Origin of the sequence: Candidatus Thiodiazotropha sp. CDECU1 (assembly GCF_963455295.1) — a bacterium.
In the GTDB taxonomy this organism is placed as follows: domain Bacteria; phylum Pseudomonadota; class Gammaproteobacteria; order Chromatiales; family Chromatiaceae; genus Thiodiazotropha.
The window spans coordinates 2,119,233-2,143,958 of record NZ_OY734020.1 but is presented as its reverse complement, the minus strand read 5'-3'; the positions used below and the strand labels follow the sequence as shown (position 1 = coordinate 2,143,958).

At 51.5% G+C, this 24,726-nt stretch carries 26 protein-coding genes; 4 read left to right on the top strand and 22 right to left on the bottom strand.

What is annotated here, in order from left to right; genetic code table 11:
* Positions 1-230 precede the first annotated feature (230 nt).
* Both R2K28_RS09720 and R2K28_RS09715 read left to right on the top strand, forming a co-directional pair.
* Complete coding sequence (locus R2K28_RS09720) at positions 231-503, top strand: hypothetical protein (protein ID WP_316369538.1); 273 nt, start codon at positions 231-233, stop codon at positions 501-503.
* 320 nt (positions 504-823) lie between these two features.
* Positions 824-2,692: an O-linked N-acetylglucosamine transferase family protein gene (locus R2K28_RS09715; protein ID WP_316369537.1), complete on the top strand. Its 1,869-nt coding sequence runs from the start codon at positions 824-826 to the stop codon at positions 2,690-2,692.
* Between the two features lie 40 nt (positions 2,693-2,732).
* Here the strand turns inward: R2K28_RS09715 and R2K28_RS09710 are convergent, their stop codons facing one another.
* The 4 genes from R2K28_RS09710 to R2K28_RS09695 all read right to left on the bottom strand — a co-directional run bounded on the left by R2K28_RS09710 (position 2,733) and on the right by R2K28_RS09695 (position 6,054).
* Positions 2,733-3,908, bottom strand: coding sequence for an aminotransferase class I/II-fold pyridoxal phosphate-dependent enzyme (locus R2K28_RS09710; protein WP_316369536.1), 1,176 nt, complete (start codon positions 3,906-3,908; stop codon positions 2,733-2,735).
* A 39-nt stretch (positions 3,909-3,947) separates the two neighbouring features.
* Positions 3,948-4,769 (bottom strand): sulfotransferase, encoded by an 822-nt coding sequence (locus R2K28_RS09705; RefSeq protein ID WP_316369534.1) that lies wholly within the window; start codon positions 4,767-4,769, stop codon positions 3,948-3,950.
* 6 nt (positions 4,770-4,775) lie between these two features.
* Complete coding sequence (locus tag R2K28_RS09700; protein ID WP_316369533.1) at positions 4,776-5,462, bottom strand: WbqC family protein; 687 nt, start codon at positions 5,460-5,462, stop codon at positions 4,776-4,778.
* Positions 5,463-5,589: 127 nt separating this feature from the next.
* Entirely contained in the window at positions 5,590-6,054 is a 465-nt protein-coding gene (locus tag R2K28_RS09695) for a DUF2380 domain-containing protein (protein ID WP_316369531.1), read from the bottom strand.
* Positions 6,055-6,324: 270 nt separating this feature from the next.
* Between R2K28_RS09695 and R2K28_RS20435 the strand changes: the two genes are divergently transcribed.
* A complete protein-coding gene (locus tag R2K28_RS20435) occupies positions 6,325-6,453 on the top strand; it encodes a VOC family protein (protein WP_316369529.1) in 129 nt (42 codons plus the stop codon).
* Positions 6,454-6,581: 128 nt separating this feature from the next.
* On the opposite strand, the gene R2K28_RS09685 is transcribed toward R2K28_RS20435, so the two are convergent.
* The 11 genes from R2K28_RS09685 to R2K28_RS09635 all read right to left on the bottom strand — a co-directional run bounded on the left by R2K28_RS09685 (position 6,582) and on the right by R2K28_RS09635 (position 17,170).
* Complete coding sequence (locus R2K28_RS09685) at positions 6,582-7,526, bottom strand: nucleotidyltransferase domain-containing protein (RefSeq protein ID WP_316369527.1); 945 nt, start codon at positions 7,524-7,526, stop codon at positions 6,582-6,584.
* 6 nt (positions 7,527-7,532) lie between these two features.
* Positions 7,533-8,768 carry a hypothetical protein gene (locus tag R2K28_RS09680; protein WP_316369526.1) on the bottom strand — a complete coding sequence of 412 codons (1,236 nt, stop codon included), beginning with the start codon at positions 8,766-8,768 and terminating at the stop codon, positions 7,533-7,535.
* Positions 8,765-9,481, bottom strand: a complete 717-nt coding sequence (locus R2K28_RS09675) for a (5-formylfuran-3-yl)methyl phosphate synthase (protein ID WP_316369524.1) — start codon at positions 9,479-9,481, stop codon at positions 8,765-8,767. Before R2K28_RS09675 ends, R2K28_RS09680 begins: the two co-directional genes overlap by 4 nt.
* Positions 9,478-10,047: a DUF447 domain-containing protein gene (locus R2K28_RS09670; protein WP_316369522.1), complete on the bottom strand. Its 570-nt coding sequence runs from the start codon at positions 10,045-10,047 to the stop codon at positions 9,478-9,480. The genes R2K28_RS09675 and R2K28_RS09670 overlap by 4 nt, the downstream gene beginning before the upstream one ends.
* Positions 10,044-11,441: a DUF6513 domain-containing protein gene (locus R2K28_RS09665; RefSeq protein ID WP_316369520.1), complete on the bottom strand. Its 1,398-nt coding sequence runs from the start codon at positions 11,439-11,441 to the stop codon at positions 10,044-10,046. Before R2K28_RS09665 ends, R2K28_RS09670 begins: the two co-directional genes overlap by 4 nt.
* 62 nt (positions 11,442-11,503) lie before the next feature.
* The gene (locus tag R2K28_RS09660) at positions 11,504-12,016 is read right to left on the bottom strand and encodes a 6-pyruvoyl trahydropterin synthase family protein (RefSeq protein WP_316369519.1); all 513 of its coding nucleotides are present in this window, start codon (positions 12,014-12,016) and stop codon (positions 11,504-11,506) included.
* Between the two features lie 335 nt (positions 12,017-12,351).
* Complete coding sequence (locus tag R2K28_RS09655; protein ID WP_316369517.1) at positions 12,352-12,765, bottom strand: DUF6647 family protein; 414 nt, start codon at positions 12,763-12,765, stop codon at positions 12,352-12,354.
* A gap of 401 nt (positions 12,766-13,166) precedes the next feature.
* Positions 13,167-13,784 (bottom strand): amino acid kinase family protein, encoded by a 618-nt coding sequence (locus R2K28_RS09650; protein WP_316369515.1) that lies wholly within the window; start codon positions 13,782-13,784, stop codon positions 13,167-13,169.
* Positions 13,775-15,169 carry an aminodeoxychorismate synthase component I gene (pabB, locus tag R2K28_RS09645; protein ID WP_316369513.1) on the bottom strand — a complete coding sequence of 465 codons (1,395 nt, stop codon included), beginning with the start codon at positions 15,167-15,169 and terminating at the stop codon, positions 13,775-13,777. Before pabB ends, R2K28_RS09650 begins: the two co-directional genes overlap by 10 nt.
* A complete protein-coding gene (locus R2K28_RS09640; RefSeq protein ID WP_316369511.1) occupies positions 15,166-16,215 on the bottom strand; it encodes a hydantoinase/oxoprolinase family protein in 1,050 nt (349 codons plus the stop codon). The genes pabB and R2K28_RS09640 overlap by 4 nt, the downstream gene beginning before the upstream one ends.
* Positions 16,205-17,170 carry an ATP-grasp domain-containing protein gene (locus R2K28_RS09635; RefSeq protein ID WP_316369509.1) on the bottom strand — a complete coding sequence of 322 codons (966 nt, stop codon included), beginning with the start codon at positions 17,168-17,170 and terminating at the stop codon, positions 16,205-16,207. The genes R2K28_RS09640 and R2K28_RS09635 overlap by 11 nt, the downstream gene beginning before the upstream one ends.
* A gap of 57 nt (positions 17,171-17,227) precedes the next feature.
* Between R2K28_RS09635 and R2K28_RS09630 the strand changes: the two genes are divergently transcribed.
* Positions 17,228-17,917: a HisA/HisF-related TIM barrel protein gene (locus tag R2K28_RS09630; RefSeq protein ID WP_316369508.1), complete on the top strand. Its 690-nt coding sequence runs from the start codon at positions 17,228-17,230 to the stop codon at positions 17,915-17,917.
* A 14-nt stretch (positions 17,918-17,931) separates the two neighbouring features.
* Here R2K28_RS09630 and R2K28_RS09625 read toward each other — a convergent pair whose 3' ends face one another.
* The 7 genes from R2K28_RS09625 to R2K28_RS09595 form a co-directional block, all read right to left on the bottom strand.
* On the bottom strand, positions 17,932-19,167 hold the full coding sequence (locus tag R2K28_RS09625) for a 6-pyruvoyl trahydropterin synthase family protein (protein WP_316369506.1): 1,236 nt from the start codon (positions 19,165-19,167) through the stop codon (positions 17,932-17,934).
* Between the two features lie 178 nt (positions 19,168-19,345).
* Positions 19,346-19,858 carry a formaldehyde-activating enzyme gene (gene fae / locus R2K28_RS09620; RefSeq protein ID WP_116446217.1) on the bottom strand — a complete coding sequence of 171 codons (513 nt, stop codon included), beginning with the start codon at positions 19,856-19,858 and terminating at the stop codon, positions 19,346-19,348.
* 29 nt (positions 19,859-19,887) lie between these two features.
* Positions 19,888-20,832 (bottom strand): triphosphoribosyl-dephospho-CoA synthase, encoded by a 945-nt coding sequence (locus R2K28_RS09615; protein WP_316369505.1) that lies wholly within the window; start codon positions 20,830-20,832, stop codon positions 19,888-19,890.
* The gene (locus R2K28_RS09610) at positions 20,832-21,740 is read right to left on the bottom strand and encodes an ATP-grasp domain-containing protein (RefSeq protein WP_316369504.1); all 909 of its coding nucleotides are present in this window, start codon (positions 21,738-21,740) and stop codon (positions 20,832-20,834) included. Before R2K28_RS09610 ends, R2K28_RS09615 begins: the two co-directional genes overlap by 1 nt.
* Positions 21,737-22,711, bottom strand: coding sequence for a methenyltetrahydromethanopterin cyclohydrolase (gene mch, locus R2K28_RS09605; RefSeq protein ID WP_116446220.1), 975 nt, complete (start codon positions 22,709-22,711; stop codon positions 21,737-21,739). The genes R2K28_RS09610 and mch overlap by 4 nt, the downstream gene beginning before the upstream one ends.
* Positions 22,708-23,868 carry an ATP-grasp domain-containing protein gene (locus R2K28_RS09600; RefSeq protein WP_316369502.1) on the bottom strand — a complete coding sequence of 387 codons (1,161 nt, stop codon included), beginning with the start codon at positions 23,866-23,868 and terminating at the stop codon, positions 22,708-22,710. The genes mch and R2K28_RS09600 overlap by 4 nt, the downstream gene beginning before the upstream one ends.
* Complete coding sequence (locus tag R2K28_RS09595) at positions 23,858-24,694, bottom strand: NAD(P)-dependent methylenetetrahydromethanopterin dehydrogenase (protein ID WP_316369501.1); 837 nt, start codon at positions 24,692-24,694, stop codon at positions 23,858-23,860. Before R2K28_RS09595 ends, R2K28_RS09600 begins: the two co-directional genes overlap by 11 nt.
* Positions 24,695-24,726 lie beyond the last annotated feature (32 nt).

The following is a 24,726-nucleotide window of genomic DNA, read 5'->3' as shown; positions in this document are numbered from 1 at the left end:
ACTTCATAGATGAAGGCTATCAACAGTGGCCGGGAAATTGACATATTGTTAACAGCTCAGTCTGCATCCTGAGGGGATTTAGTATCAGGGGGGCATTGGGAACGACAACATACATTGGCCAATAACGACGGTTAGTTCACAGCCTGAAATACACAAAGGATGTATACAAACAAAGGCCAAGGAAAAACCATGGCGTTAAACTCAATTTCACGGAAAAGAGGATTGAATCAATGAATAAAATGACCATTGCCATCGTCATTTGTACTGCCCTAACCCTGACAGCTTGTGGCAAGACGAGTGACACGGAATCAGTAAATCAAACCACTTCCAGCGACACAATGAAGGATCAGAACTGGTCAACAGTTACTGAACAACAAGCGCCTACCGACCCGACCGCCGAGACCGGTACTGGAAGCGCAACACCCACCGAACAAGCCGCATTCGAGGTAGAACAAACTGTAAACGAGAAAGGTGAAATGATAGAGGGTACGAACAAGGAATGATATTTAACTGATGAAAAACGATTAACCCGGTGAGCCACACCTTGATCAATGGCATGCTTAAAGCCCTGAAAGCAGTCTATCAGGCCGCCGGGTTAATCAGACATAGGCCCCAAAACCTTCCAGCTCCTGTTCATGTAAGCTATGTAATATCATTGATACTTGCTCATGCAGCTCCCGAGTGTTAAATGATTTTTTAAAATATTATTGTATCTTGTTGTTATTAAATATATTATTAATGTGATATCTTAAGTTCATTGTCGAATATTTCGTTAGAACAAAAGCGTTGATTACCCCACCCCGATGAGACATTTAGCCAAGATATGTCAAACACCCTGATCAAAGCACAGAAGAAACTAAGACAAGGCAAGCTTGATGATGCAAACAAACTCCTCTCACGGGTTCTAAAAAAAGATCCAGGCAATCCGCAGACTCTCTATCTTTTAGGCGAGACACTCCTGCTTCAGGGGAGGTTGAATGAAGCCCTGGTCAAGCTGAGAGAAGCGGTAGCAAGCGGTCAGGCCAAACCTTGCTGGTACGTCATGTGTGGCGTAGCCCTGGAAAAGAAAGGCCTTCTCGCTGATGCTGAAAAGTCCTACAAGCTGGCAGAGATGTCAGGATGTACCGATGAGCAAATGTACATCTTGCTTGGGAGTTTTTATACGAACTCGTATCAAAACTACCAGAAGGCTGAACAATACTACACCAGTCTGATCAAGATGAATCCAAATGCATTTCTTGCATATGTAGGGCTTAGCAGACTTTATATAAAACAGGAACGATATGAAGATGCAATTCAGGCCTTGGATTATTGCCTGTCCAATGAATACGAAACTGCAGATGTATATATTAATTTAGGTCATGCACTGTCACACCAAGGGCGTCAAAAAGATGCTTTAACGTGTAACAGGAAGGCCATTGAAATATTACCAACCAGCATCATAGCGCGCCAAAATTGCATTTTGCAGCTTTTATACACTCTAGACGATCAATCAGAAATATACCGGGAAACAATCGAGCATGCGTCGAAAATCAATGATCTCGTAGAGCCACGATTTACACATACTATAGATTGCAATCCTGATAGAAAATTGAAGCTTGGTTTTATATCAGCCGATATTCGAAAGCATGCCATAAGTTATTATTTCACGCCTATATATAATCTTTTCAATAAAGATCTATTCTCTTTGCACGTCTATTACAACAATATTCTCTATGATGATATTACCGAAAAGGTCAAAAAGAGATCTGACTCATGGTGTGAATGCCAACTATATGATGATGAACAGTTAGCCAATCAAATCCACTTCGATAAAATTGATATTTTGATTGACCTATCAAACCATACTTCAGGCAACAGGCTTACTACCTTCTGCAAAAGACCCGCGCCAATGCAAGTATCCTGGATGGGCGCTCCAATTTCCACCGGACTTGAATGTATGGATTTCTCGTTAAAAGACAAAAGTCTTTTGGAAATATGTAAGTTCGCAGACAATGCTACTGAGATAATACTTCCAGTGGAAAAGCTGACATTCTATGATCCACTTGTAGAGCTTCCGCCCCTCTCTGAACCACCATGTATAAAGAATGGATATATTACCTTCGGATCATTTAATGGATTACAGAAGGTTGATCAGAACCTGATAGAAACATGGGCAAAAATACTCCATCAGGTACCTGAATCAAGGATCAGAATGGTTGTAGAAGATTTCAATAACTCCTTGATGAAAGAGTATATTTTTGATCACTTCATAAAATTCGATATTGACAAATCAAGAATTGAGCTGCAACCAAGGCTTAGCCTAGAGGGGTATTTGGAATCTCACAATAAAGTCGATATCGCATTGGATCCTTATCCTTTTCATGGAGAAACCACTACCTATAACTTATTACTCATGGGTCTCCCTCTCGTATCACGTGCAGGCAAGTCAACGGTAAGCAACATCTCTACAAGAATTCTTTCGGTATTAAACAGACAGGAATGGGTAGCAAAGGATTTCCAGGAGTATATAGAAATCGCCATCACTCTAGCTATGGATACTGATAGGCTTGTAACGATCAGACAGTCTTTGCGTGATGAGATTACTAATTCGTCTATTATGGATTATCAGGGAGTCACACGAAGGATTGAATCAGCGCTGTTATCTGGATGGAAACAAGTGTGTAATAAACAGGATTCTGAAAAAGATTGATTGCTTTCGTTAGGGCCTGTTAACACTAATAACCTAGCAGTTATTGGCTATCTTTAATTAAGACTGCTATTGCTGTAACTATGGTATCAATCATCTCTTTATCAACAGCTACTCCGGATGGTAATACCACTACCCTATCAGAGATAATTTCGCTTTGCTCAAGAGAACAGGATTGTGCCGGCAGCATGCTCTTGTAAGGTCTCATGCGATGACAACATGGCCAGAAGTATCGTCTGGCCAATATATTTTCTGCTCGCAACACCTCGACCAATCTATCACGCGATACTTTACAATCTTCACTTATTTCAATAACAATATATTGATAATTATTGGTTTCTTTATCGTCATATTCAAGTAATTTGATGCATGGAATATTGGATAATGCATGTAGATAATGATGATAGACGTTCTGGTTATGCTCTATCCGGGTTTCAAGATATTGAAGATTTGTTAATCCCATCGCCGCTGACATCTCATTCATCTTGCCGTTAGTTCCGGGATGAATGACATTGTCAAAACCGGAAAATCCAAAATTTCTCATCAGCCTCAGGGTGTCGGCTAAGCTATCGTCATTGGTCAGAACAGCGCCGCCTTCCAAGGTTTGAAAAAATTTCGTGGCGTGAAAGCTTAATACTTCGCAAGCACCGAAGTTTCCCACCTTTATGCCATTGTGTGTACAACCAAACGCGTGAGCAGAATCAAATAATAGTTTCAGGTTGTGTTCGTCAGCAATCGCCTGAAGCTCCTCGATCGGAGCAGTGCGTCCCCAGAGATGCACACCAATGATACCTGTCGTTCGGTCACTGATCATCCGCCTGACTGAATCAGGATCAAGATTGTGGGTGTCCGGACTGATATCTGCAAAAACGGGTTTAATGGCCTGCCAATGCAGTGCATGGGCCGTGGCAATGAAGGTGAACGATGGAACAATCACTTCACCTTCAAGCTTTAATGCGCGGATTGCGATTTCCAATGCAACTGTACCGCTGCACATTGCAACGCAATGTTTGACATCATGGTGTTCTGCTACCTGCTTCTCGAGAGCCATAACCATTGGCCCATTATTGGTTAACCAGTTATTATCCAGGATCTCGTCGACATACCCAAGAAAGACTTTCCGATCTCCCACAAAAGGATGACCAACGTGCAAAGGTTCGGAAAAAGCGGGATTTGCTCCATTTATCGCCAGGTCATCAAGGGATTTTATTGTTTTCATACTTAGTTATTTCAGCTTTGGAACAATGATGGAGAGTTGTTAATCTAGAAAAATCTCAAGTGCAGTATCTTTTATGTCTGCCTCTATCTCGCTAATAATCTCAGCTGCCAGTAGAGATTTCCACGCGTCGTCAGTTTGTGCCGATCGATATACAGAGTATGGATCATCGTCTTGAGTATTTGTGCTGTCGGTTATAAATTTTTCTGTTTGCATGGTGTATTCCAAATCAAGAAACTGAAACAGGTTTTTTGTCTCTTGAACGGTATTTGCGAGGAATTTCGAATACTGTATCAAGTATATTCGATCAGGATACTGTTGTTCGAGTTGCAGAATCAGATTGCCCAGTTCCTTCCATTTCTCAAAACCATTGAACTCTTCCGGTTTGTTCATGTTTTTCTTTAGTGCGTATCGCCACTCTTCCATAATATTCCAACCCAGGTCCTCCCTGAACTCTCTCCCTGCGTTCAACCAGGAGTTTAATACTGACAATGGATTTCTTATTATCGCGACCAGCTTTAACTCATCGGTTCGACGCATCATATTGTTGAGAATATTGTGATACCTTACTTCCTTGTACGCGACGTGGGAGATTTTTCGTTTCTCGAAAGTTGGTAGCTTGCCTGCATCCCTCTGATTTGTTCGGTTTGTGAACTTATCTTTGCAGCCCGCAAGGCGATAAAAAAATTCCTGTATATCCTGCTTTGTCGATGCAGGCGTCAGAAAATCTTTATGTGCATATGAAAAAAGCGGCTGGAACTTATATATAGTGTTGGGAGAGCTGTTTATCACCTCACCTATCCATGTGGTACCTGAGCGGGGGGCTCCATGAATGGCGACAGGGATATACTTCTGCTCACGCATTGTTTGTTACTCCAGTTCGTATTGTGTGAGTATTTCCCTTAATACATCAATACCATTAAACATCAAAATATCTATAATAGAAAGCCATGGCACAAACTCATGGTTAAACTGCCTATAGACAACATCCCTGCTATTGATAAATGATAGTTCTATGCCAAGTTCTTTGAATGATTGTTTACTGTAAAGCGCCTTTCCATTGGTTGCATTCACATATGCAGAATACCCCAGGTCATTCGTTATCGCTGCAATTCGTTGCTCTTTGCCTAAACCCTGTGTAAGCGGTGAAATAACGGATGCCTTCCTGAATTGCCGGGACATCCCCAAGTAATCATACACATGCAGTATTGAATTTATTGCCAGGTCGGATATTGAGTCCACTTCATCATCCAGCACCCCGTGAAGTAATTCGATGACATGATTGTAGTAAGGGGATTTATTGTATGCTTGAGTGATTGTCTCAAAAAACTTTCGTCGCCACCTGGCATCAATACATATTTGAGTATCTTTGATTAAAGTGTTAGAGCTTAAATCAGAAATCGGTATTGTGAAGGTATAAGGTTTTTTTTGCACTAGGATTCTGTTTCTGTTGATCCAGCCCTGTTTGATGAAATTCACATCATCGTAAAACACAAAAACATTACTAGCTTCGATCAGATGGAAATATCCGATGTAGGGAAACACATAGGGTTGCATGATGGCAACCTTGCCGCTACTCGTTTTTTTGTGCTTATCCTCCAGATCATTATTGGATAGGCATGACCTCACAAATAAAACTCCTAACTACAATCTAGACTTAGACGTTATATCAAAACCGGGCAGTTTACTTGGCCATCATCTTTTCAAGATCGCGCACCATATATCTGGCGGCACGCAGCCAAGCCTTCTCATTATCCCCTCTGAAGTCGTAGGCCTTACTGATCAGAGTCCTCTCATTCTCGACATCCTTGATCTCAATGTGCATGGTCAGCACGAGAATGCTCATCTTGTATATCCAGCCTATCATTACCTTGTCGCCTTGTACCTTTTTGGCGAGATCGTATTCGCATTGATTGCAGGTGTGTATATAGGTGCCCAACTGGGCATCGTCTACAGCCTGATTAACCTGACTTTGCGAGACCACCTTGAATATGCCTTCATTATCGATTGTCTCAGCGATGAAATTGGTAAGTTTATCCAGCATTTTTTCGTTACGATCCTCGCCGCCGCTGACCGGTGTGTTGTCAACGATTTCAAATGGAAGCACCACCAGCCTCTCACTCTGTAAAGCGGTTGCGGATCCGGGCAAAGTCGCGAACACTATTATCAACAAAACTCGCGAAACCACAGCGATATGCAGGCTTACAAATTCATCAATTATTCTAAGAGTATAATGATTGATACTGCTCATCAGTTTCCTCCATGCTGCGGTATGTGATTAAAAGGAGATGGCCGACCGATGAGACTTCCAGTTGACCCTCATTTACCATGCGCCTTTCATGCTGGGCCTGAGCTGTATGGGTAGCAGTATAGCTGATCTGGCGATAGACTACTCGACCACTGAACAGGAGACATTACCATGCGCATGCTGCACACCATGATCCGGGTCGGGGACCTGCAGCCATCAATTGACTTCTATACCCAGGTACTGGGTATGAAGCTGTTACGCCAGACGGACTACCCAGACGGAAAGTTCTCATTTAATTGACCCACAAATGGGATACCGACAGTTACGATCTGGGTAACGGATTCGGCCATCTGGTGATCGAAGTTGACGATGTTTACAAGGCGGCGGCGCAGATCGATGAGCGGGGCGGCAAGAAATTACAGAGCCGGTTAGCTCTCGGCCATGGGTATTACTTTAATATATTCATCGGTCGCTTCCCGATCGGTGCCTATGACGATGCGAAGATGGCCAACCGCTGAGACCTCCAACTGCCCCCGAATCTCCACCCGCTCTCCCCGCTCGGCCTGACCCACATAGGTGGCGGTATAACTGACAGCCTCCTGTATGGAGGGGTGATCCAGTCGGTAGCGGGCGGGATAGTCGAAGCTGTGGCTGTCATCATCGATACCGGCCTGCAGGCTGCATCTGCCCTGTTTTCGATAGCGGAGCAGATCCTGCCATGGTTCGGGACTCAGGAGGGTGATATCGAACTTCGTCTGTGCTATCGCGGCTTTATTGTATTTGCGTTTCTCATGCCAGAGATACTCTTCAAATGTCAGGGAACAACCACGCCGTTCATAGGCATCTCGCCATAATGCGTCGTCCAACGGCTGCAACTGCTGTTTGCGCAGCAGGGATTTGACCATCTCACGGGCTTTAAAGAATTCATCAGGCCGATAGAACACCAGGTCAATGTCGGAGCCTTTTTTCTGCGCCCCAATCAGGAGTGAACCGGTGACGCCTATCTCCCCTGTATCCAGTCCATGCGTTGCAAACAGGCCCATCAGGCGATGTAACTTCTCTTCAATTTCGTCACCCGGGGTTCGCTGAAGAAGCTTGCGCAATCTCTTGCGCGGTCGATGGTGGACTTTGACCAGATCAGGGTGGACCCCATGCAGGATCACATCCCTTGCCTTGGAATAGTGGATATAGTGCGGATGGTGATGCTTCAGCAGTTCATCGGCATCCCGGGTGGAGAGCTTCTGATATCCCCCCTGGATCTGTCGATAGCGCAGGGACGCGAGCACCCGTTGTTGATCCAGATCCGCTGTCACTACCGCAAAGATCAGGCCCTCGGCTGTCTCGATGAAATCCTTGGGCTGATAGCTGTCCAATAGCGCCTATCCCGCACCGGTTTTCATTGGCTGGCATACACCTTCTTCTTCGCTCCACTGTCGGCGATAGTCGTCATAGTCATATGCCTTCATCAGCATCGGTATGCCCTCGTCACTGAGGAGATGGACCGAGGGCAGATTGTGTCCGTTGAAGCGGGATGCCTTTATCAGACTGTATGCCCCCACATTCCTGAACACCACTCGATCGTTTATCCCGAGGGGACGGTTAAAGCGGTATTCACCAAACAGGTCGCCACTGAGGCAGGTCGAACCCGCCAGGGTGACGGCATATCCACCCTCCGGCTGTTCTTGAAGCAGCTGCGGACTGCGCTGATACTCGAAGACTTCCGGGAGATGGTTTACAGAGGTGTCGAGGACGGCAATCGATTTGCCGTCACTTTCAAAGGTATCGATGACACTCGTCACCAGTAGACCGGCGTCGTCCACCACCGACTTGCCAGGTTCCAGGTAGACTTGGACGCCCCAGGCCGTTTGAATATGTTCGATGATTGACAGCAAGACCTCCAGGTCATTCGATTCCTGGAACAGGTAGCCTCCCCCCAGATTCACCCATTCGATTTCGCGCACCAGCTCTGGCAGACGGGCTTCCAGGTGGGCAACCGTCGATTGTAAGGGTGCAAACGAGCGTGCGCCGAAATTGGTGTGCAGATGCAGACCACTCAGGCCACTTGCCGACAGCTCGCCGGATTGCCATTGCTCCAACACCTGCGGCAAGGGAACACCCAACTTGGAGTGAGTGCGGCAGGGATCGTAACGGGGATCTTGTATAAAGGAGAGTTGAGGGTTGATGCGCAACCCCGCTTTGGCCTTGCCGCCAAGGAGGAAGGTGAAACGCTCCATCTGGCTCAAGGAGTTGAAACTCACACTATCGCAAAGCTCACCAATCTCGGGCATCTCATCCCGCCGCAGACCCGGGGTGGTGATGTGAAGCGTGCCTGTACCGGCCAGGACCTCATGGGCCAGCCTTGCCTCGAACAGAGAGCTTACCGAGAATCCGTCCACCACGCCGCGCATCCGTTTCAGTAGCCCGGTAAAGGGACACGCCTTGATCGAATAGAGGATTCGGCAGTCACTGATGGACCTGATGTTATCCAACAGGGCAAGGTTCTGCCCCAGGCGTTTATCATCGAAGACGAAACTTGGCGTGTTAGGAAGCGCCTCGAACCAGGCCTGGCGGTATGTTGGTTTATCTTCCTTGGTTGCAGTGAGATTGAGTGTCATGGACATAGCTCCAATGCTGCCTGGTCCATCCGCGGAGCTGTTTGCACCAGTGCAGCTTGAATCTCCAGCAACCGCTCGGGTACAACACTGGCTGTGCGCACACTCCCTTCACACAGTGCACCGCGGAATCCAAGATAGTCTGGTAACAGGGGATGCAGATGGGGGATATCCTCCAATCCCAGGGATCCGGCGAGACCGCTGAGCATATCCAACGCCCTGACTTGATTTACGAATCTACCGAGCCGGTTAACACCTGTATGCGCCAACAACCCTCCCCCACCCTTGCCTGCCGTGTCCAACATGACACCGTGAAAACCGGCATCGGCAAACTCATCCAACCTCTGCAGCGGTGGATCACGATCCGCAAACAGCACTGCCACCAGGTTATGTCTATGGGTGAGTCCGGATATGGCTTGCAGACATTGGTTCAGGTTTTGACTGGAGAAGAAACCCACCTTCACATAGTCAACCCCGCATGCGGCGGTCTGGCGAATGGCCTTGTTGAGTTGTTGCGGATCGGCAGGCAGATCACCGACAGTGGCACTGACCGGGCAGCGGCCGGCACACTGGGTCACCAGGTTGCGAATTGACGCTATGGGGAGTGCCCCCAACGCCCCTGTGTGAGGATTCTTCAAATCGATGATGTCCACACCGGCCTGGATGGCTATATCAAGTTCCCGTGGGTCGATTACACTGGCCAACATACCCGTCATACCGCATCCTCTTTCTGCTTCTGGAACGCCTCTACCCGTGCCATCAACCAATCCCAGGCCTCCCGCTCCCGTTCACCCGCGGTCTTGTCGATGGCAATGGTCAGGTAGGCTATTTCTGCATCTATCTTTTCTGCCGGCAGCCGCTCCAGCCGACTAACCAGAATCGCCAGCTCCAGCACCGCCGACTGGGCCCGGTTGAACCCCTGAAATGGCCGGTGATTGGCTTGGTAAACAGGTTTGCAGATCAAGCGCGGACGGACCTGATCCTCCTCCACCCTTAGCAGCCGCACCTCACTGTGGGCCAGGGCATCGACCAGTCGCGGTGCATCCACCTGCTCCGCCTCCACCAGGGGCCAGTCGTAGCGCCCGGTAAGACAACCGGCGAAAACCCTGACGTCGTCGCAGTAGTTGATGACCGCGCACTCCCCGCCAAGGATGTTGTCGAGGGTGCGTGAGGGACGGAAGGGGGCGATAACAACCTCCCCTTGCCGCCAGACCACACCCATCGGGGCGATCTGATCTTCCCCTTCCTGGCTGCGGCAGGTGACGATTACTTCGTGGATCATGAGGTTTTCCTGACCTTTTTCATGGTGGTGCCTGGTGCCTGCTGTTGGGTCATATCCTGTTCCTCCTCGGACAGGGCCGAGCCCCAGCGCAAGGGTTGATCCTGCACATAGCGTTTGCCGAGCAGATGGGCGATCTGCGCCCTCGCCAATTCAACCCCGAGGTAAAAGGCATGCCCGCCATCCTCTTCGACCTCCAGCTGAGGAAAGAACTCGAAGGGATCCTCATGGGTATGCAGACCCTCCCGGTTGTAGAGGTGGATGCCCTCGTCGCTGACCTGGATGCGGTAGTTCGGATCGCGAATCTCGGCGGCCAGCTCGCTTATCTGGTCAAAGGTATAGGGAAAGGGTCTGATTTCATGCACGGCTGTAAGCCGATTGTCGACCTGTTTCGGCAGGCTCTTCTCCTGGCGTGCCCAATACATGATACGCCGCGCCGCGTCCGCCTCACGCACGGCGCTGCGGCAGTGGGGACTGACCTGGGTGGTGAGGATATTGCTGATGTGAAGTTCCGAGATGATGCCCATCAACACCGCATTGATGCCGGTGGTATCGGCCTCTGTCAGCTCAGTGATGTTACCCACCCCCATCATTATTTCTGTTTTCGGATGATCTCTCCGTAGACGCTGGTAGCGAACGATGGACTCAGTGAAACCGAAGTGAATGGGATCCAGGATAGGATCTGCAATATAGGCACGCTCCTGATCATCCAGCTCTCGCATGGCACGCTGCAGGGAGTCAAGGTCACCGGGTTTGGCGGGAATCACCACCGGTTTGGACGCAACCTTGTCGGCAATCCAGAGGTTGTTCTCATGCAGGCTGAGCAGGAAGTCGGCGCCGGCTTCACCGCCGGCCAGCAGCTCTTCGCTCTGCATCGAATCCACACTGACCCGGTAGCCGGCAGCCTTGAGGGCCTTCACACTATCGGCAAGATGGGGGAAGGGTGTCTCCGGCAGACAGCCGAGATCGATGACATCAGCCCCGTCGGCGGCATAGGCCGCGGCCCGCTCCAGGATCGCTTCGACGCTGAGATTGGGGGCATCGACGATTTCGGCAAAGATGTTCACATCGTAACCGCTGAGATCGGGGGCCTTGCCTGCATAGCCGAAATGGCGAGGCAGGTCCATCAGCTCCTCGGGGCCCCGCTCCACTGGAATACCGAAGTGGCGGGTGAGTTCATCCAGATCGCCCCGGCAGCGACCCGGCACCAGGATCCGTTGTGCATCTCCGGTGTCATCAAGGCGGCGCTTGATCATATCGGCGGTCATCAACGCCGCCACCTTGATACCGAGATTGTGTACCCGCCACTCGAACTCCGCGGCGGCCATCTCCTGCAGAACCCGATAGAGCTGTTTCTCGGCCAGTGATCCGGTGAGAAAGAGGATCTTCTCAGCCATGCTGCCGCTTCCTCGAAAATATCGCGAACACTACCTCGCTCTGTCTGTCTGATTGCACCATTTCATACCCGCCCGGATTTAATCCTGCGCCGGCAGATACCCCACTGATTATCTGCCTCCTCCACAGCCACTTCCAGGGTCTCTACATGGGTCAACGCAGAAGATGCTTCGAGCTTCGGCAGCAGGGATTCCATAATATGCCAGGCCAGCATTTCAGCTGTGGTATTGGCGACAGGCAAAATGAGGCAATTGACCGCCGGCAGAGAGAATCTCTTGTCATAACTGGCGACCTCTATCTGGCCATCACCCTCCTCGATCGTGACCTCAGTACTGGTGCCTGGGAGTAAAATCTTGTCATGCAGACTTAAACACACCTCGGCGGCGAGTCGGTTGAGCTGGACGAAATCGATGACAAACGCATCATCGTTATTATCCCCATGGGCCTGGATGCGGACATGAAAGTTGTGTCCGTGAAGATTTTCACAGCTGCTGTCGAAGGTGATGAAATGGGCGGAGTTGAAATGTAACTCCCCCGGGTGGACATCGACCGCAAATGTTTGAGCATGATTTTGCAAAGGTTGGCTCCGAATTTAATTATGTTGATAGCCTTATCCCTGGTTCGCCAAGTATCACGGGGCACCAGGTAAGCGTCAACCTGACCTTCAATGTCATGCAAGTTTGGATCCAACTGAAATTGCGGGATCTGACCGCTTCTATTGCACCCAGTGTCGAGGAGAATCGATGCTTGGGGAATCCGGGTATGAGAGGTATGACGTGATTGACACAGGCAGTGTCTCAGAAATGGAAGACCAACACTGGCTGGATATGAGATCGAAGCATACTATTGATGGGGCCCGGCCCCACCAATAGTCATGGGAGATACTTGTAATCTTGTTTCAGATCAGCTCTTCTATGACGAGTCAGACTCATCGCATCGCAGCATTGGTATAACCCGTCCTACTGGATAGTAGGTGCCGTATTCGACCAGAAACTGACTCTGTATACTGTAGGCTTCTCGCTCCGCGGCGATGCTTTGTTCGCAATTTTCCAGCACCGCGCCTCGTTTGCCCTGAAGCCAATGTACCAGTTCATGCAGGGCAACCGATGTATGGAAGATATTGTTCTCCAAATCCATGCGGTCATCGAGATAGACCACATCCCCTTCTCCGGGATACCAGCCCAGCACCTTGCAGGAGCGTCCGTTACAGGCACGTTCCTGCAACCAACTATGGCTCACCATCTCCATTTCAGGACATTGATTGTCGACCCGATTGTAGTCAGAAAGGGTGAACACCCAAGAAAGCAAAACAGCGCATAATTCCATAATAACCCCCAGTCAAAGGTCGCCAGAGATGAATCTCGACAACCATGGGACGACCTTGTTGAGAGGAGGAATCCATGCCACATCTGTTAGGCCATCAGTAGTCTGATACTATATATAGCGGAATCTTGCAGCAGTACTTTAATAAAAGCTAATAGAGCTGTTTCAAGAAAGCCTATATCCATCAGAGCATACTAATATTCTGCATAACATATGCCATAGTGGCATTGATAATTGTTAATCGCTTAATTTTCATACAGTTAGAACATATCTCGACAAGTTGTATGATTTTTTATTCCTATTTGAAAGTCGAAATAGCCAAGAAATTGTCAGATTTGTTCTAAAAAGGGTCGTGCAGCTGGCCCAGAATAGTGCAAAACCATCTACCGATCATTAGGGGCTCATTAATCCTCAGGGCCAATCACTATCCTGGTAGCAACCGCCGAGTTGCCAGCATATACCTGGGTAAAATGGGCATGCTCACAGTCTGCCATCACTAGCGCCTGGATAGCACTCGACCTCAGATAACTGCCGAATCGATTATCCACAATGTTACGGGCCGTCAACTCATCCAGGGACAGGCTTTCACAATCAAGGGATAGGGATTTCACCAAAATCAGGTTTTGCGCGCCAAGCTGGTTGCAGAGCCACACCGCCAGGGAATCGGATGTCAGATCCCAACTGTGTTCCACGTCGGCAGCGGCCATGGTCATGGCGGTGGGCATCCATACCGGTGTCTCACCCCGCTTGAGTGCATCTTCCATCTGCAAAGGATTGGCAGTGGCAGTCAGTCCGGGCTGCAGTCCACACAACATCCGACCGAACTGTTCCATGGCAAGTAGCGCCATCCTATGGGCGGTGGATTCGTCGAACTGAAGTTGTTGTTGCGCCTGTCGCACCTGGTCGGCGAAAGGTCCACCGCCAGGGACAATGACCAGCGCTTGCGTCTGCGCCAGTAGAGTCAGCCATTTTGTCAGATGATCCGAGGTAAATAGACTGCCACCCAGCTTGACTACCCACATCGTTCGCTGTTCATCTGCTCCATTCGTTGTAGCAGATCCAACAGGGCGGCAGCCTTGTGATAGGTCTCCCGATACTCGGCCTCGGGATCGGAATCGGCGACGATACCGCCACCCGCCCATAGACGGGTGATGCCCTCGGAATGGATCATGGTCCGAATCGCAATATTGCAATCCATATCGCCATTCAAACCGATGTAGCCGATAGAGCCGCAGTAGATACCCCGCCGCTGGGGCTCCAACTCCTCGATGATCTCCATTGAGCGCAATTTCGGTGCCCCGGTGATCGAGCCACCTGGAAAGCAGGCGCGTAACAGGGAGAGTGCGTCCTGACCCTCAGCCAATCTGCCGCAAACCTTGCTCACCAGATGATGCACCCGGGCATAGCTCTCCAGCTTGAACAGCTCCGGCACCTCCACACTGCCGGTGGCGCAGACCTTGCCCAGGTCGTTGCGCAACAGATCGACGATCATGAGATTCTCCGCCTGATCCTTGGGGCTGTTTTTCAACATCTCCGCGAGCATCATATCCTCAATCGGATCCCCTCCTCTGGGCGCGGTTCCCTTGATTGGCTTGGTCTCCACGCGACCATTGCGAAGTTCAAGGAAGCGTTCGGGCGATGTGCTCAATACCTGGCAATGGGGCATGTTCAAATAGGCAGCGAAAGGGGCCGCATTGAGCTGGCGCAATCCCTTGTAGGCCTGCCAGGGATCGCCCTCGGCAACCACCGAGAAGCGTTGTGCGAAATTGACCTGGTAACAGTCCCCGTCCAGGATATAGCGCTTGATTCTTGCGATGGACCCGTGATACTCGTCCCGGGTCATGTTCGAACACACCTCACCCAGCACACGATAGGGCGCTGCTGCCGATTTCTGAGACGAACGCTCCGTCACCCTTTGCAATAGCCTGCGGTATCTTTCCAGACGGGCCGGATTCTGACCAACCAGGCAACAGCGCTGTTCCTGGTGATCCACCACCAGCGCCCAGTCATAGATACCCACCGCCATCTCTGGCAGATGCTCCATATCCTCGGCAAGGCTTGGCAGTCGCTCAATTCGCCGCCCCAGATCATAGCCAAAATAGCCGATTGCACCGCCGCAGAAAGGAATGTCGTGAATACCCTCGACTACCGGTCCAAGGGCTTGCCGTAGCAGTTGAAACGGATCTTCCTGAGAGATGCGCTTACGGCCGCCACTGCTGTGTATCTCGGTCTGCTCTCCCCGGGTAGTGAGTATGTTTATGGGATCTGCCGAGAGGATGTCATAGCGTCCCTGCTGAATATGTGGGTTGCCACTGTCGAGAAAGGCCGCCCACGGTAGGTGCGCCAGGGCCTCGAACAGCTCACTGCTATCCTCATGGTAGGGAAAATCGAGGCTAACGGGTCTCATGCGGCGCCATCCTTGGCCAGGCTGGCAACGGCTACAGCCGGGGCACACTCGGCCACCTTTGACTCGATCCGTTGGGCACAGCTGAATAGCTCTTCGAAACCGATATAGGGCCGCTTCAGTCGGCGGCAGATGCGCTCCACCAGGAATCGTCCCACACCAGCACCCACCAGGGGTGCCGTGGCTGACAGACCAGGCCTTGAAAGAATCCGTTCACAGGCATCCGCCAGGGACCGCAGTTGTTGTTCTGCCATATACTGGGATACCTTGCGCCACCCATCCATATCTGTCGCATCGGCATCCAAACCGAGCATGCGCGCCAATCTCCTGGCACTGCCGGCAACACTCTTTTCACCATTGTCGGCACTGGGTAGCAGATCGGCGGCTTCGGGCAGATCACCGTTCAATCGATAGATATCCGCACTGGTTGCAAAATGCTCAGCCATTAAATAAACCCACTCTCCTGCAAATGGGACCTTGTCAGTAATCGCCATCAAAGGTGTTCGAGCCACACCCGTATAGATCAGGGCCTGACTGACCAGCCGTTGATGATCGCTATAATCGCATGTCAGCACCTGCTTGTCAGCGAATGGTATCAGGTCGGTGGTGGTGCTCCCCACATCGAGCAACAAACCTTCCGGCAAGCGGTTGGCGACCCAGGATGCAGTGGCAAGCCAATTGGCTGAAGCCACCTGTTGAGCCTGCTTGATTGCAGTCTCAGGTTTCAGAAATCCAGCCGATCCGGCATAGATCCTCAGCTTCGAATCTGAAAAACGCTGATCCATGGTATCGATCAACGCCTTAACACCGCTATTACGATCCGGAAACAGATCCACCAGTTCACCAGTCATGGTAACAGCATGCATGAGACCGCTATCCCTACCGATTTTCTCCACTACCGATTGAATGCCCGAATCAAGATGTTCGAGTCCCTGCCATAATGGACAGGCGATCTGTTGTACGGATTCCACACAGCCACTGTTGCCAATCAATGCCGCCTTGGTGTGGGCACCCCCCAGATCCCAACCCAGGACTGCGTCATGCTGCACCGGCATACTCCAGGTTAACATCGACAACTGATGCATTCAGAATCTGGTCCGGCAACGGAAGTTTATTGCTCAATAGATCCAACACCATGCCAGCCGGGTTGACCCCGGTAGACTCTCTTAGCCCCACATAGGAGGTAGTGATCCTTGGATTGACCTCCAACACCTTCAATTCTTTCTCCGTTTCGATGACATCCACGCCAATGATACCCCACAGCTCGGGTAGTGCGGCGACTACTTTGCGACCGAGTCGGTGGTAACGAGCCCGCTGTTTCATATGACCGTTCACTACACAACCCAGCAACACGAATCTGTTGTCGGTGACTGCAATGCGCTGGTGATTAACACTCAATATAAAGGCTTCGCCTTTACAAGCCAATATATTGAGACTGGTTGGTGTGCCGTGAACGAAGGGTTGAATCACATACTCGCTACCCGCAGGCAAAGACTCGCATTGCCGAGAAAGGTCATCCATGTCCCGGCATATCCTGATACCGTGGCAGCCAACTCCGTCATCCGGTTTCAATACCCAACTGCCTGAGTGATCGGGCACAACCTCATCAAACCTGTAGGTCGGTACCACGGGGATACCCATATCCATCAGGCAGCTAGAGGTCATAATCTTACTCGACGTGGTCTGGATGGCCTGTGGCGGACTGTTTAACAGAAGTTTTCCATGACTGATAATCGTCTCGCTGATGTGTTTCAGTACATTTGAGAATTCCGGTGCGATGGGCCATACTGCATCGGCGGATTCAATACACTCCTGCCATGCCAGGGGAAAATCTTCGAGATCGTGCAGCATGTGGAACTCAATCGGCAGGTCTGGCTTAAGCAAGCGGGCATCACGGGTTGAGTGGACTTCGATACCGTCGATTTCTGACAGATCGGAAACCAATGCCTTGAGCATGATATCTCCCTCTTCTGCAAGAGATGGCGGCAAGGGGCTATTCAGCATCCCTCCTCCCGTAATATACTCAAACACGAATATTCGCATGGTTATTTATCCGCACTGATGAAACTGATACCCGTCATAGACTTGATGCAGGCCCGTGTCGTTATCGCGAACAAGGGTAAACGAGATGCTTACGCCCCATCCGATACTCCCTTGTGCCACTCCAGCAAACCACAGGAGGTATTGTCGTCACTGTTAGATCTCTACCCATTCGATACCCTCTATATTGCTGACCTCGATGCCATCTGCGGAAGCGGCTCGAATCTCGAATTGATTTACACGCTCCACCTCGATCATCCCGATATAAATCTATGGGTGGACAACGGCCTGACCGACCTGGGTCGGTTGTGCAGCTTTGCCCGCCCCGTGATAGGCACTGAATCCATTGTCAGTTGCGAAGAACTTGCTCATCTAATTGCCTCGCTGCCCTCTCCCATACTGTCACTTGACTATCATGACGAAGACTTCAAGGGCCCCGCTGATCTCGAGCAGCATATTGAATACTGGCCCAAAGATGTAATCGTCATGTCACTGTCCCGGGTCGGTACTTCCAGCGGCCCAGACATGGCTCGCTTACAACAACTGCTTAAGCTGCAACCGAGACTCCGTCTCTATGCCGCCGGTGGCGTTCGGAACCCACATGATCTGGAGCAACTTCGCTCTATCGGCACCACAGGTGCCCTGTTGTCCACTGCCCTGCATCAGGGTGTGATTGATCACAAGGACATAGATCACATCATCGATGCATAGCGTATTTGATACGGCTATCGCTTCGATTTTGCGATAATTTCCAAGGTGGGTGGCTTAACTCTGATCAGGTCACGCAACTGTGACTCGCCCAAGCTACTGTCAACAAAGTGGGTCAACAGGCTGTCGCTGCCCGATTGTTGGAATGCCTCCAGATCAGGACCACTGTAGTTACACCAGGACTGGGTGGTTTCGTACAACTGCAATTCAACCAGCCCTGGAAGATATTCAATTAACTGCTCCCAGATGAATACACACAACATCTCGGTGCTCGACCGCCAGGCCAACTCGGAGCTGGCATAGTTCAGGTTATGATGGTCGAACCTGTCAATCACACGCTTGGTCGCGACCCGCTTCAGATAGCCGTAATCCACCACACAGCCGGTGACCGGATCGACACGATCCCTGACCTTCACATGCAGCATATATCTGCCACCATGCAGGTTGGAACACTTGGCTGGATGATCGGTGATGAAGTGTGCGGCATCGAATACCAGCTCTTTCGCCACCGTCACCTCCGGGGTTTTCTGCTCGAACCGCTCCAATGCACCGGGAATCGCCATCAGCTCTCCCCTGAGCAAGTCTAATAGATGTTTGGTATCGGAACGGGTCAAGGTTCGCAGCAAAAGCCCTTCCGAGTGGTCTGCTGCATCGAGCTCTCTGAATTCAACGCCACGACGGGAAGCCTCGGCTATCACCGTTTCACCAGCCGCCCGCTCCGGGAATTGTAGAAACAGATAGCCGGCCTGCAGTTCGCCGATATGGGCCACAAGTACAGCCAGACTCAATAGAAAATCTGGAGGGGGAACCGGAGACAGATGCGCCTCAGCACTCTGTGCCAGGTAAGTTGTGGGTATCTTCAGACGATTGGTCGCCACCACCCGATGGCTGGCGTCCGCATAGCTGTACTCCTGTCGAAACATGAATCCATACTGACTCAGCCATTGTAGATTCCATAGCAATAGATCGAGCCGTCTGATCTCCCCAGGTAGAAGGGTGAATGCGCCATCTCTTTGCAGCAGCCCTCCCCACTTCAGACCCCTGAATATGGCACGTGCCTGTTCTGATGGATAGGACTTGGGTTGTGGATAGTCGTCTACGGTATCAGGCAGATTCACCTGATCACGATCGACCAGAAGATCCAGCGGCAGGTGGTGCCGGATGGAGTACTCCTGGAGTGTCAATGAACAACAGTGAAGTAAATGGTCGTTGTCCAGACTGGCAACTTCACTGCCACATTCAAGACATTGCATAGTCAGCCTCCACTATCGATTAATAACTCGCTCACGAAAATAAAAAGACAATTGTTGTTATTGTTTGCCCGTCATACACACCTTTCCAGCCACCACCTGTTAGCTCGTTACATGCTCGAAATAGCTTTCGAGCGAGCCGTCGACACTTCCCTGTGGTGACGGCATCATCATGTAAACCTTAGTCGTGTGCGGCAAAGGGATGCGATGCCGAACCCTTCTGTGCAACAACCGCGCTGGCCTTTGGTTCGCCGGCAACTGCACGTTTGATCGACTCCTTGGTCGCCTGGTAGTTGTAGTCCTGGATCTTGGTGTCGTCTTCGGCTTCCCAGTGGATGAATACACCGACACAAACGAATACATCGTCGGCCTCATCGGCAGGGATGGTGCCGTCTTCGACACAGTCGGCAACCGCCATGGCGACACCACGCTGAGCCGGACCAAACATCTGTACCGCCTGCTTGGCGCCTTTGATGGTCACTTTATTGAACATCATGGTGCTGGGTTTGCAGGCCAGATTCGGCGCAACAACAGCAAGCAACGCGGTAAACCCGTCCTTATTGTTGACCAGGCCGTTAGCGAAAGCTGTTTCAGCAGCGGAACCTCTTGGACCGATCAGGAGATCGATATGTGCAACTTCGTTGCCGTCTCCGACCAGCGATTCTCCGACCATCGTTCTATTGATAACTGGCATTTCAGTTTCTCCTTACTTGTTATTGAGAGTTAACTTCGTATCCCCACCTCTTCCGGGCGGGAATCGCGGACACGGGTAAATCCCGTATTTTTCTCAAACGCAGGAAGCATCGTTTCCAGGTGCGAGATGAATAGAGTGGCGACCGTCAAGTCCGCCGATGTACCTGGATTGATGCCTTCACGTTTGAATTCGTTGTCAGCCTGTAGCAGACGTAATTGATAATGTTCCGGTGTCTCGACTTGCGACAATCCTTTAAGCAACCCAGCTGCATGCAGACTGATTGCGACTGCCTTGTAGAGACCACTCTTGCGCTGTATATGGGTGTCGGGAAAGTGTGCCAGCAGACTGAGATAGAGACCTGTTATCGCCCATTCCTTGCTTTGCCAACGCGCTTCGTAACTGCGTAGTTTCGGTAGCGCAAATTCGAAAAGGTCTGTAAAACCCGTAGCGTATTGGCGGGCGATCTGATCTCGTTCAGCCGCATGCTCCATCACTTCGAGCAAATCAGCGCTGGGAGCCTGGGTGACATCATGTTTATCGGATTGGCCAAGCCCACCTGGGGCAGCCAGCCGAATTGCACGAAACAGCCAGTCCAGCTCTTTTGCATCAACCTGTAACAAGACAGCGTTGATATTTTCGCGCAGAGTGGCGGCTTGTTGTCCCGGGTAGAAAATAGCCTGGATCACAGGGGCGCAGAGCATCAGAATACCTAAATTGGTATTGCAGCCTACAGCCTCGTGAGTGGCCGCCACGGCTGTGTAGATCCGTTCACCCAGTCCCAATCCAGGTTCGGTAAGAGGCGCCGCACTGACGTTGGCACTGGTAATGAAATCCTCCAATGTCATGCCATGACCATCTGAAAAACGATGCACATTCCCCGGTTTGAGTGCATCCAATTCACTCAGGCATGCCTGACGATAAGCGGTGGATATCTGACTTCTGAGATCACTCTGGATTAATGGTAATCCAGTCATCAGATCACCTCCGTAAGTGTGTTGCCGCGGCAGCTAGTGAGAAAGTCATCCACCAACAAACCTGTGACATCGATCTGGCAGACCTGCTGCAACCCTTTCCATGCGGGGATGCTGTTGACCTCAATGACATAGGGTTGGCCCTTATGGTCACGCAAGATGTCGACACCTGCGTACCTCATATCCAAGGTGTTCGCAGCGGCTTCTGCCAGTTCTCTCAACTCCTGATCGAGCACCGCCGGGTGGCACTGAGCGCCTTGCGCCACATTACTGATCCAGCCCTTCCCTCTGCGCAACATTGCCGCGACCGCCTCTCCGTTGATGACAAAAACCCGCCAATCATGGGCATCTTCATTACCGGTATGTATGAACTGCTGCAGATAATAGACGCCGTTATATATTTCCCGCTCTGGTAGTTGGTCGCCATTGCGGATGCGCGCCAAACCGTTGCCCTGGGAACCGAACAGGGGCTTTAAGACCAATTCATTACCAGCCTTGAACACCCGCTTCATGATGCTCGCCAGTTCGTGTTCCTGACTAACCACCCATGTGGGAGGGGTTGGAATTCCAGCCGTGTGGAGTAAAAAACTGGTCATTCCTTTGTCAACGCTGCGCTCGATGGCATGGCCGTCGTTATAGACACAGATACCGAGATGCTTTAGTGCATGCAGAATATCCAGATAGAGTACGACCTGTTCCAGGGAACCACCGGGAACACCACGCACGAACACACCGTCCGGTAGGGTTTTGAAACCCGGTATCGTCAAGCCTCCACCTGCACCACTGATATCGAATCCGCACTCTTGCAGAGAGACAAACTCGCAGCTGCAGCCATGCAGCTCAAATGCCTCGCGCAGACGTGCGCCATGCCAGCCGGGATCATCGGTAAGGATGGCGATGCGTCTGCTCATGGTTCGATACCGAAGGAGGTTGCCATCAAGCTTGTGTCCAGTGCCCCCGCTGCAAAGCTGTTACCGCTGTCGAGTGCACTGACCATGACCCGTGCCGGACTGAACAGCATGGGATCGATCTTGAAGAAATCGTATTCGTAGGCCTTGAAAACCTCACCGAAGGGACGGCCATAGTCCCGGGAAGCACTGCTCGGAAGATCCGTGGCAAGTTTCTCTGCGGCCGCATCCTCCCCGCTGACGAAGAGTTGTACCAGGCCGGCAAAGAGAATGGCGTCGTTGGTGCGTCCCATGGCGTTGAGAAAATCCGGGGCCGGCGGCGGCAATGGGGCACTGCCCATGCCATCCCGTATGGCATGCAGATCGAATCCCAGTTCATGGGCCTTGTGCATGGCCACCTCAAGTACCCGCGCAACGATCTGTACCGTGCCGGCAAGACTGCTGGTAGGGGTCAGGATCAGCGTCAACGCATCAAGGTCGACAGCGCAATCCCGCGCGATCTTCTCGCATAGGGGCAGAGGGGGAAACCGGTCCACCTCCAGCACCAGGCAGGCCTGGTCCGCTTGGTCCCGATAGTCCAGCTCTTTGAACAGGGGCTCTTTGACCGAGAGAGCCCTGCCCGGCCCTGAGCCCAGGGCATTGAAGCCTTTTTTACCCTCCTCCTTGTGGGACAGACTCCAGCCGGCATATTGGCTGCCCAAACAGGCAAGTACAGGATCGGTGGTATGTACGTGCACCGACAGTGGCCAGCCAGCCACCGGTCCGTTACCGCTGAGGCTGACGCTGCCAAGTCCACCGAGACAGATCTCCGCAATACGCCGTCCGGCCTCCAGAGAACCCGGGGCATTGATCCCCGCATCCACCAGTAGGCAACCGTTATCGAGACGCTCGACACCGAGACGCAGAATCCCGGCATCTTCAACCAGCGAATGCACCAACGGCGCCGTCAGTGCATTGATGCTCGGACGACTCATACCGCCACCTTGCGTGGTATAGGTTGGTATAAAGGCGAGCCTAGGGTGTGAAGAATTTCATCCCGATATCTCAATAATGCCGCTTTCACCTCCTCACTGGTGGCGGCCTGCGCATACAGACTGCAGATCGGTTGCCCCTGTTCGATCCGGGTACCGGCCAAGGGACGGTCCTTGGCCCATAGCGGCCAGGCCATATCAGCAGGAATCTCGATCGTTTTCGGTGCGTATAAAATCTGCTGTCCATGCAACATGGCAGAACCTATGCTCGACATCACCGGCAACTCGCCGCGGCAGGCTTGGATATGCTGCTTGATCCAGCCATCGGCCGTCAGGTGTTCATAAAGTTCCAGGGTAGCCGTCGGCCTTGGATTGATGTCGATGACAAAGATTCCGGCATCGTTGTGCACGAAGTCCAGACTGTTAACGCCCCGCAATCCAAGCTCTGACACCAATTTCTCAACCACCAGTTCAACCTGGGTGCGCACATAATCCGGTACTGATGATTGAGCGATTGCACCGCTATAGAGGAAGGGTGCGGGAGCGCTGGATCCTGTCATCCCGAGCAGGTTGTATCCGATGCTACGATGCCTGTTACCATCCGCGATAAACAGCACCGACATCACCTGGCCGGGGATATGCTTCTGGTAGTAGCAGACGGAATCCGCTACCGCATGTGCAGCGGAAAAATAGGCAACACCCTGACCACCGCAGCTTGCGGCCCGTTTAATCAACCAGCTTTTTCCCGCTGCGGCGTACGGCGGTCTGAAACTCACTTCCGGGTAGGGTATCTGTAACCGGGACAGTAAAGAGAAAAGACGCCGGGGCCTGCGCAACATCTCCAGCACCGAAGGATCATTACCATGTAACTGGCAGCGACTCGACAGGTGTTTCAGCAGCTGAGTTGACTCCTCCAGTCCAGCCCCATAGACCAAACCACAGGGATAATCGGGGATGATGGAAGTTAGCTCTTCAGCAAATATCTCCACATCGAGGTTGGAGAAACCTTGAGTCACGGGCCAACAGTCAGCGACAGCCAAACTATCCTGATCGCAAAATCTGTCAAGCAGAGTGACCTTGTAACCGCCACGGCGTGCCGACTCTGCCATCGCCCGGCCGCTGTTCGCTAAAACCAACAGAGAGGAGGTATTAGCCGACATACTCGCGTGCCACCTCAAATGCATGGTTGAAATCGAGAAATTCAGGCGAGCCGGTCTCATACATGCGCTTCAACAGGATATGCTGGGTCTGGTATTTGACATTCCCGACCGCCAACGCACCGATACCGATCGCGCCGCTTGGGGAACCGCTTATGGGTACGCCATCATCCATCACACCGACACCCTCGATCCCCTCCGGAGGCACTGCATTGGCATCACAGGCCACCTTCAGCTTACCCGCTTTCTGCAGATGGCTGCTGTTGAGCACCTGCACTCCCTCCGTGGCTGCGTTGAATACCACATCCGCTTCAGCAACCAGAGCTATGACCGACGCATCGTTACTACCATCGGCACCCGACAGGGAGGAACCGTAGCGCTGGTTGCAGAGATCTACAATGGACTGTGCCTTGGCCAATGACTTGTGGCTGACGATTACCGCCTCGGCCCCTGCATTGTCGGCCAGCATCGCCGCGGTTGAACCGACTGGCCCGGTACCGCCGAACACTACGACCTTTTTCTCCCCCAATCCTCCTTGGTTAGCCTTTTTCAGCTCCCGCTCAACACAGGCGACCATCCCCGCTGCAGTGGTGAACGCGCCGCTAGGATCGGCGAACAGTGAGACCTCGAATGGCGGCACCATGGATTTCTTTGCCGCCTGCATCATCTCCATTGCCAGATGAGTATCCCGTCCGCCGACGAATATGCCGGTGCGTTTGACCCCCTTTGGACCACGGGAGAAGATCGCGTCCTGGACCAGGTCGCGCACCTCATCCAGGGTGACATCGTTATAGGGTGTGCAGGCGGTCCAGCCTGCATCGTAAGCCATGTTTACATCAAAGGGACTGGGATTCTTGGTTG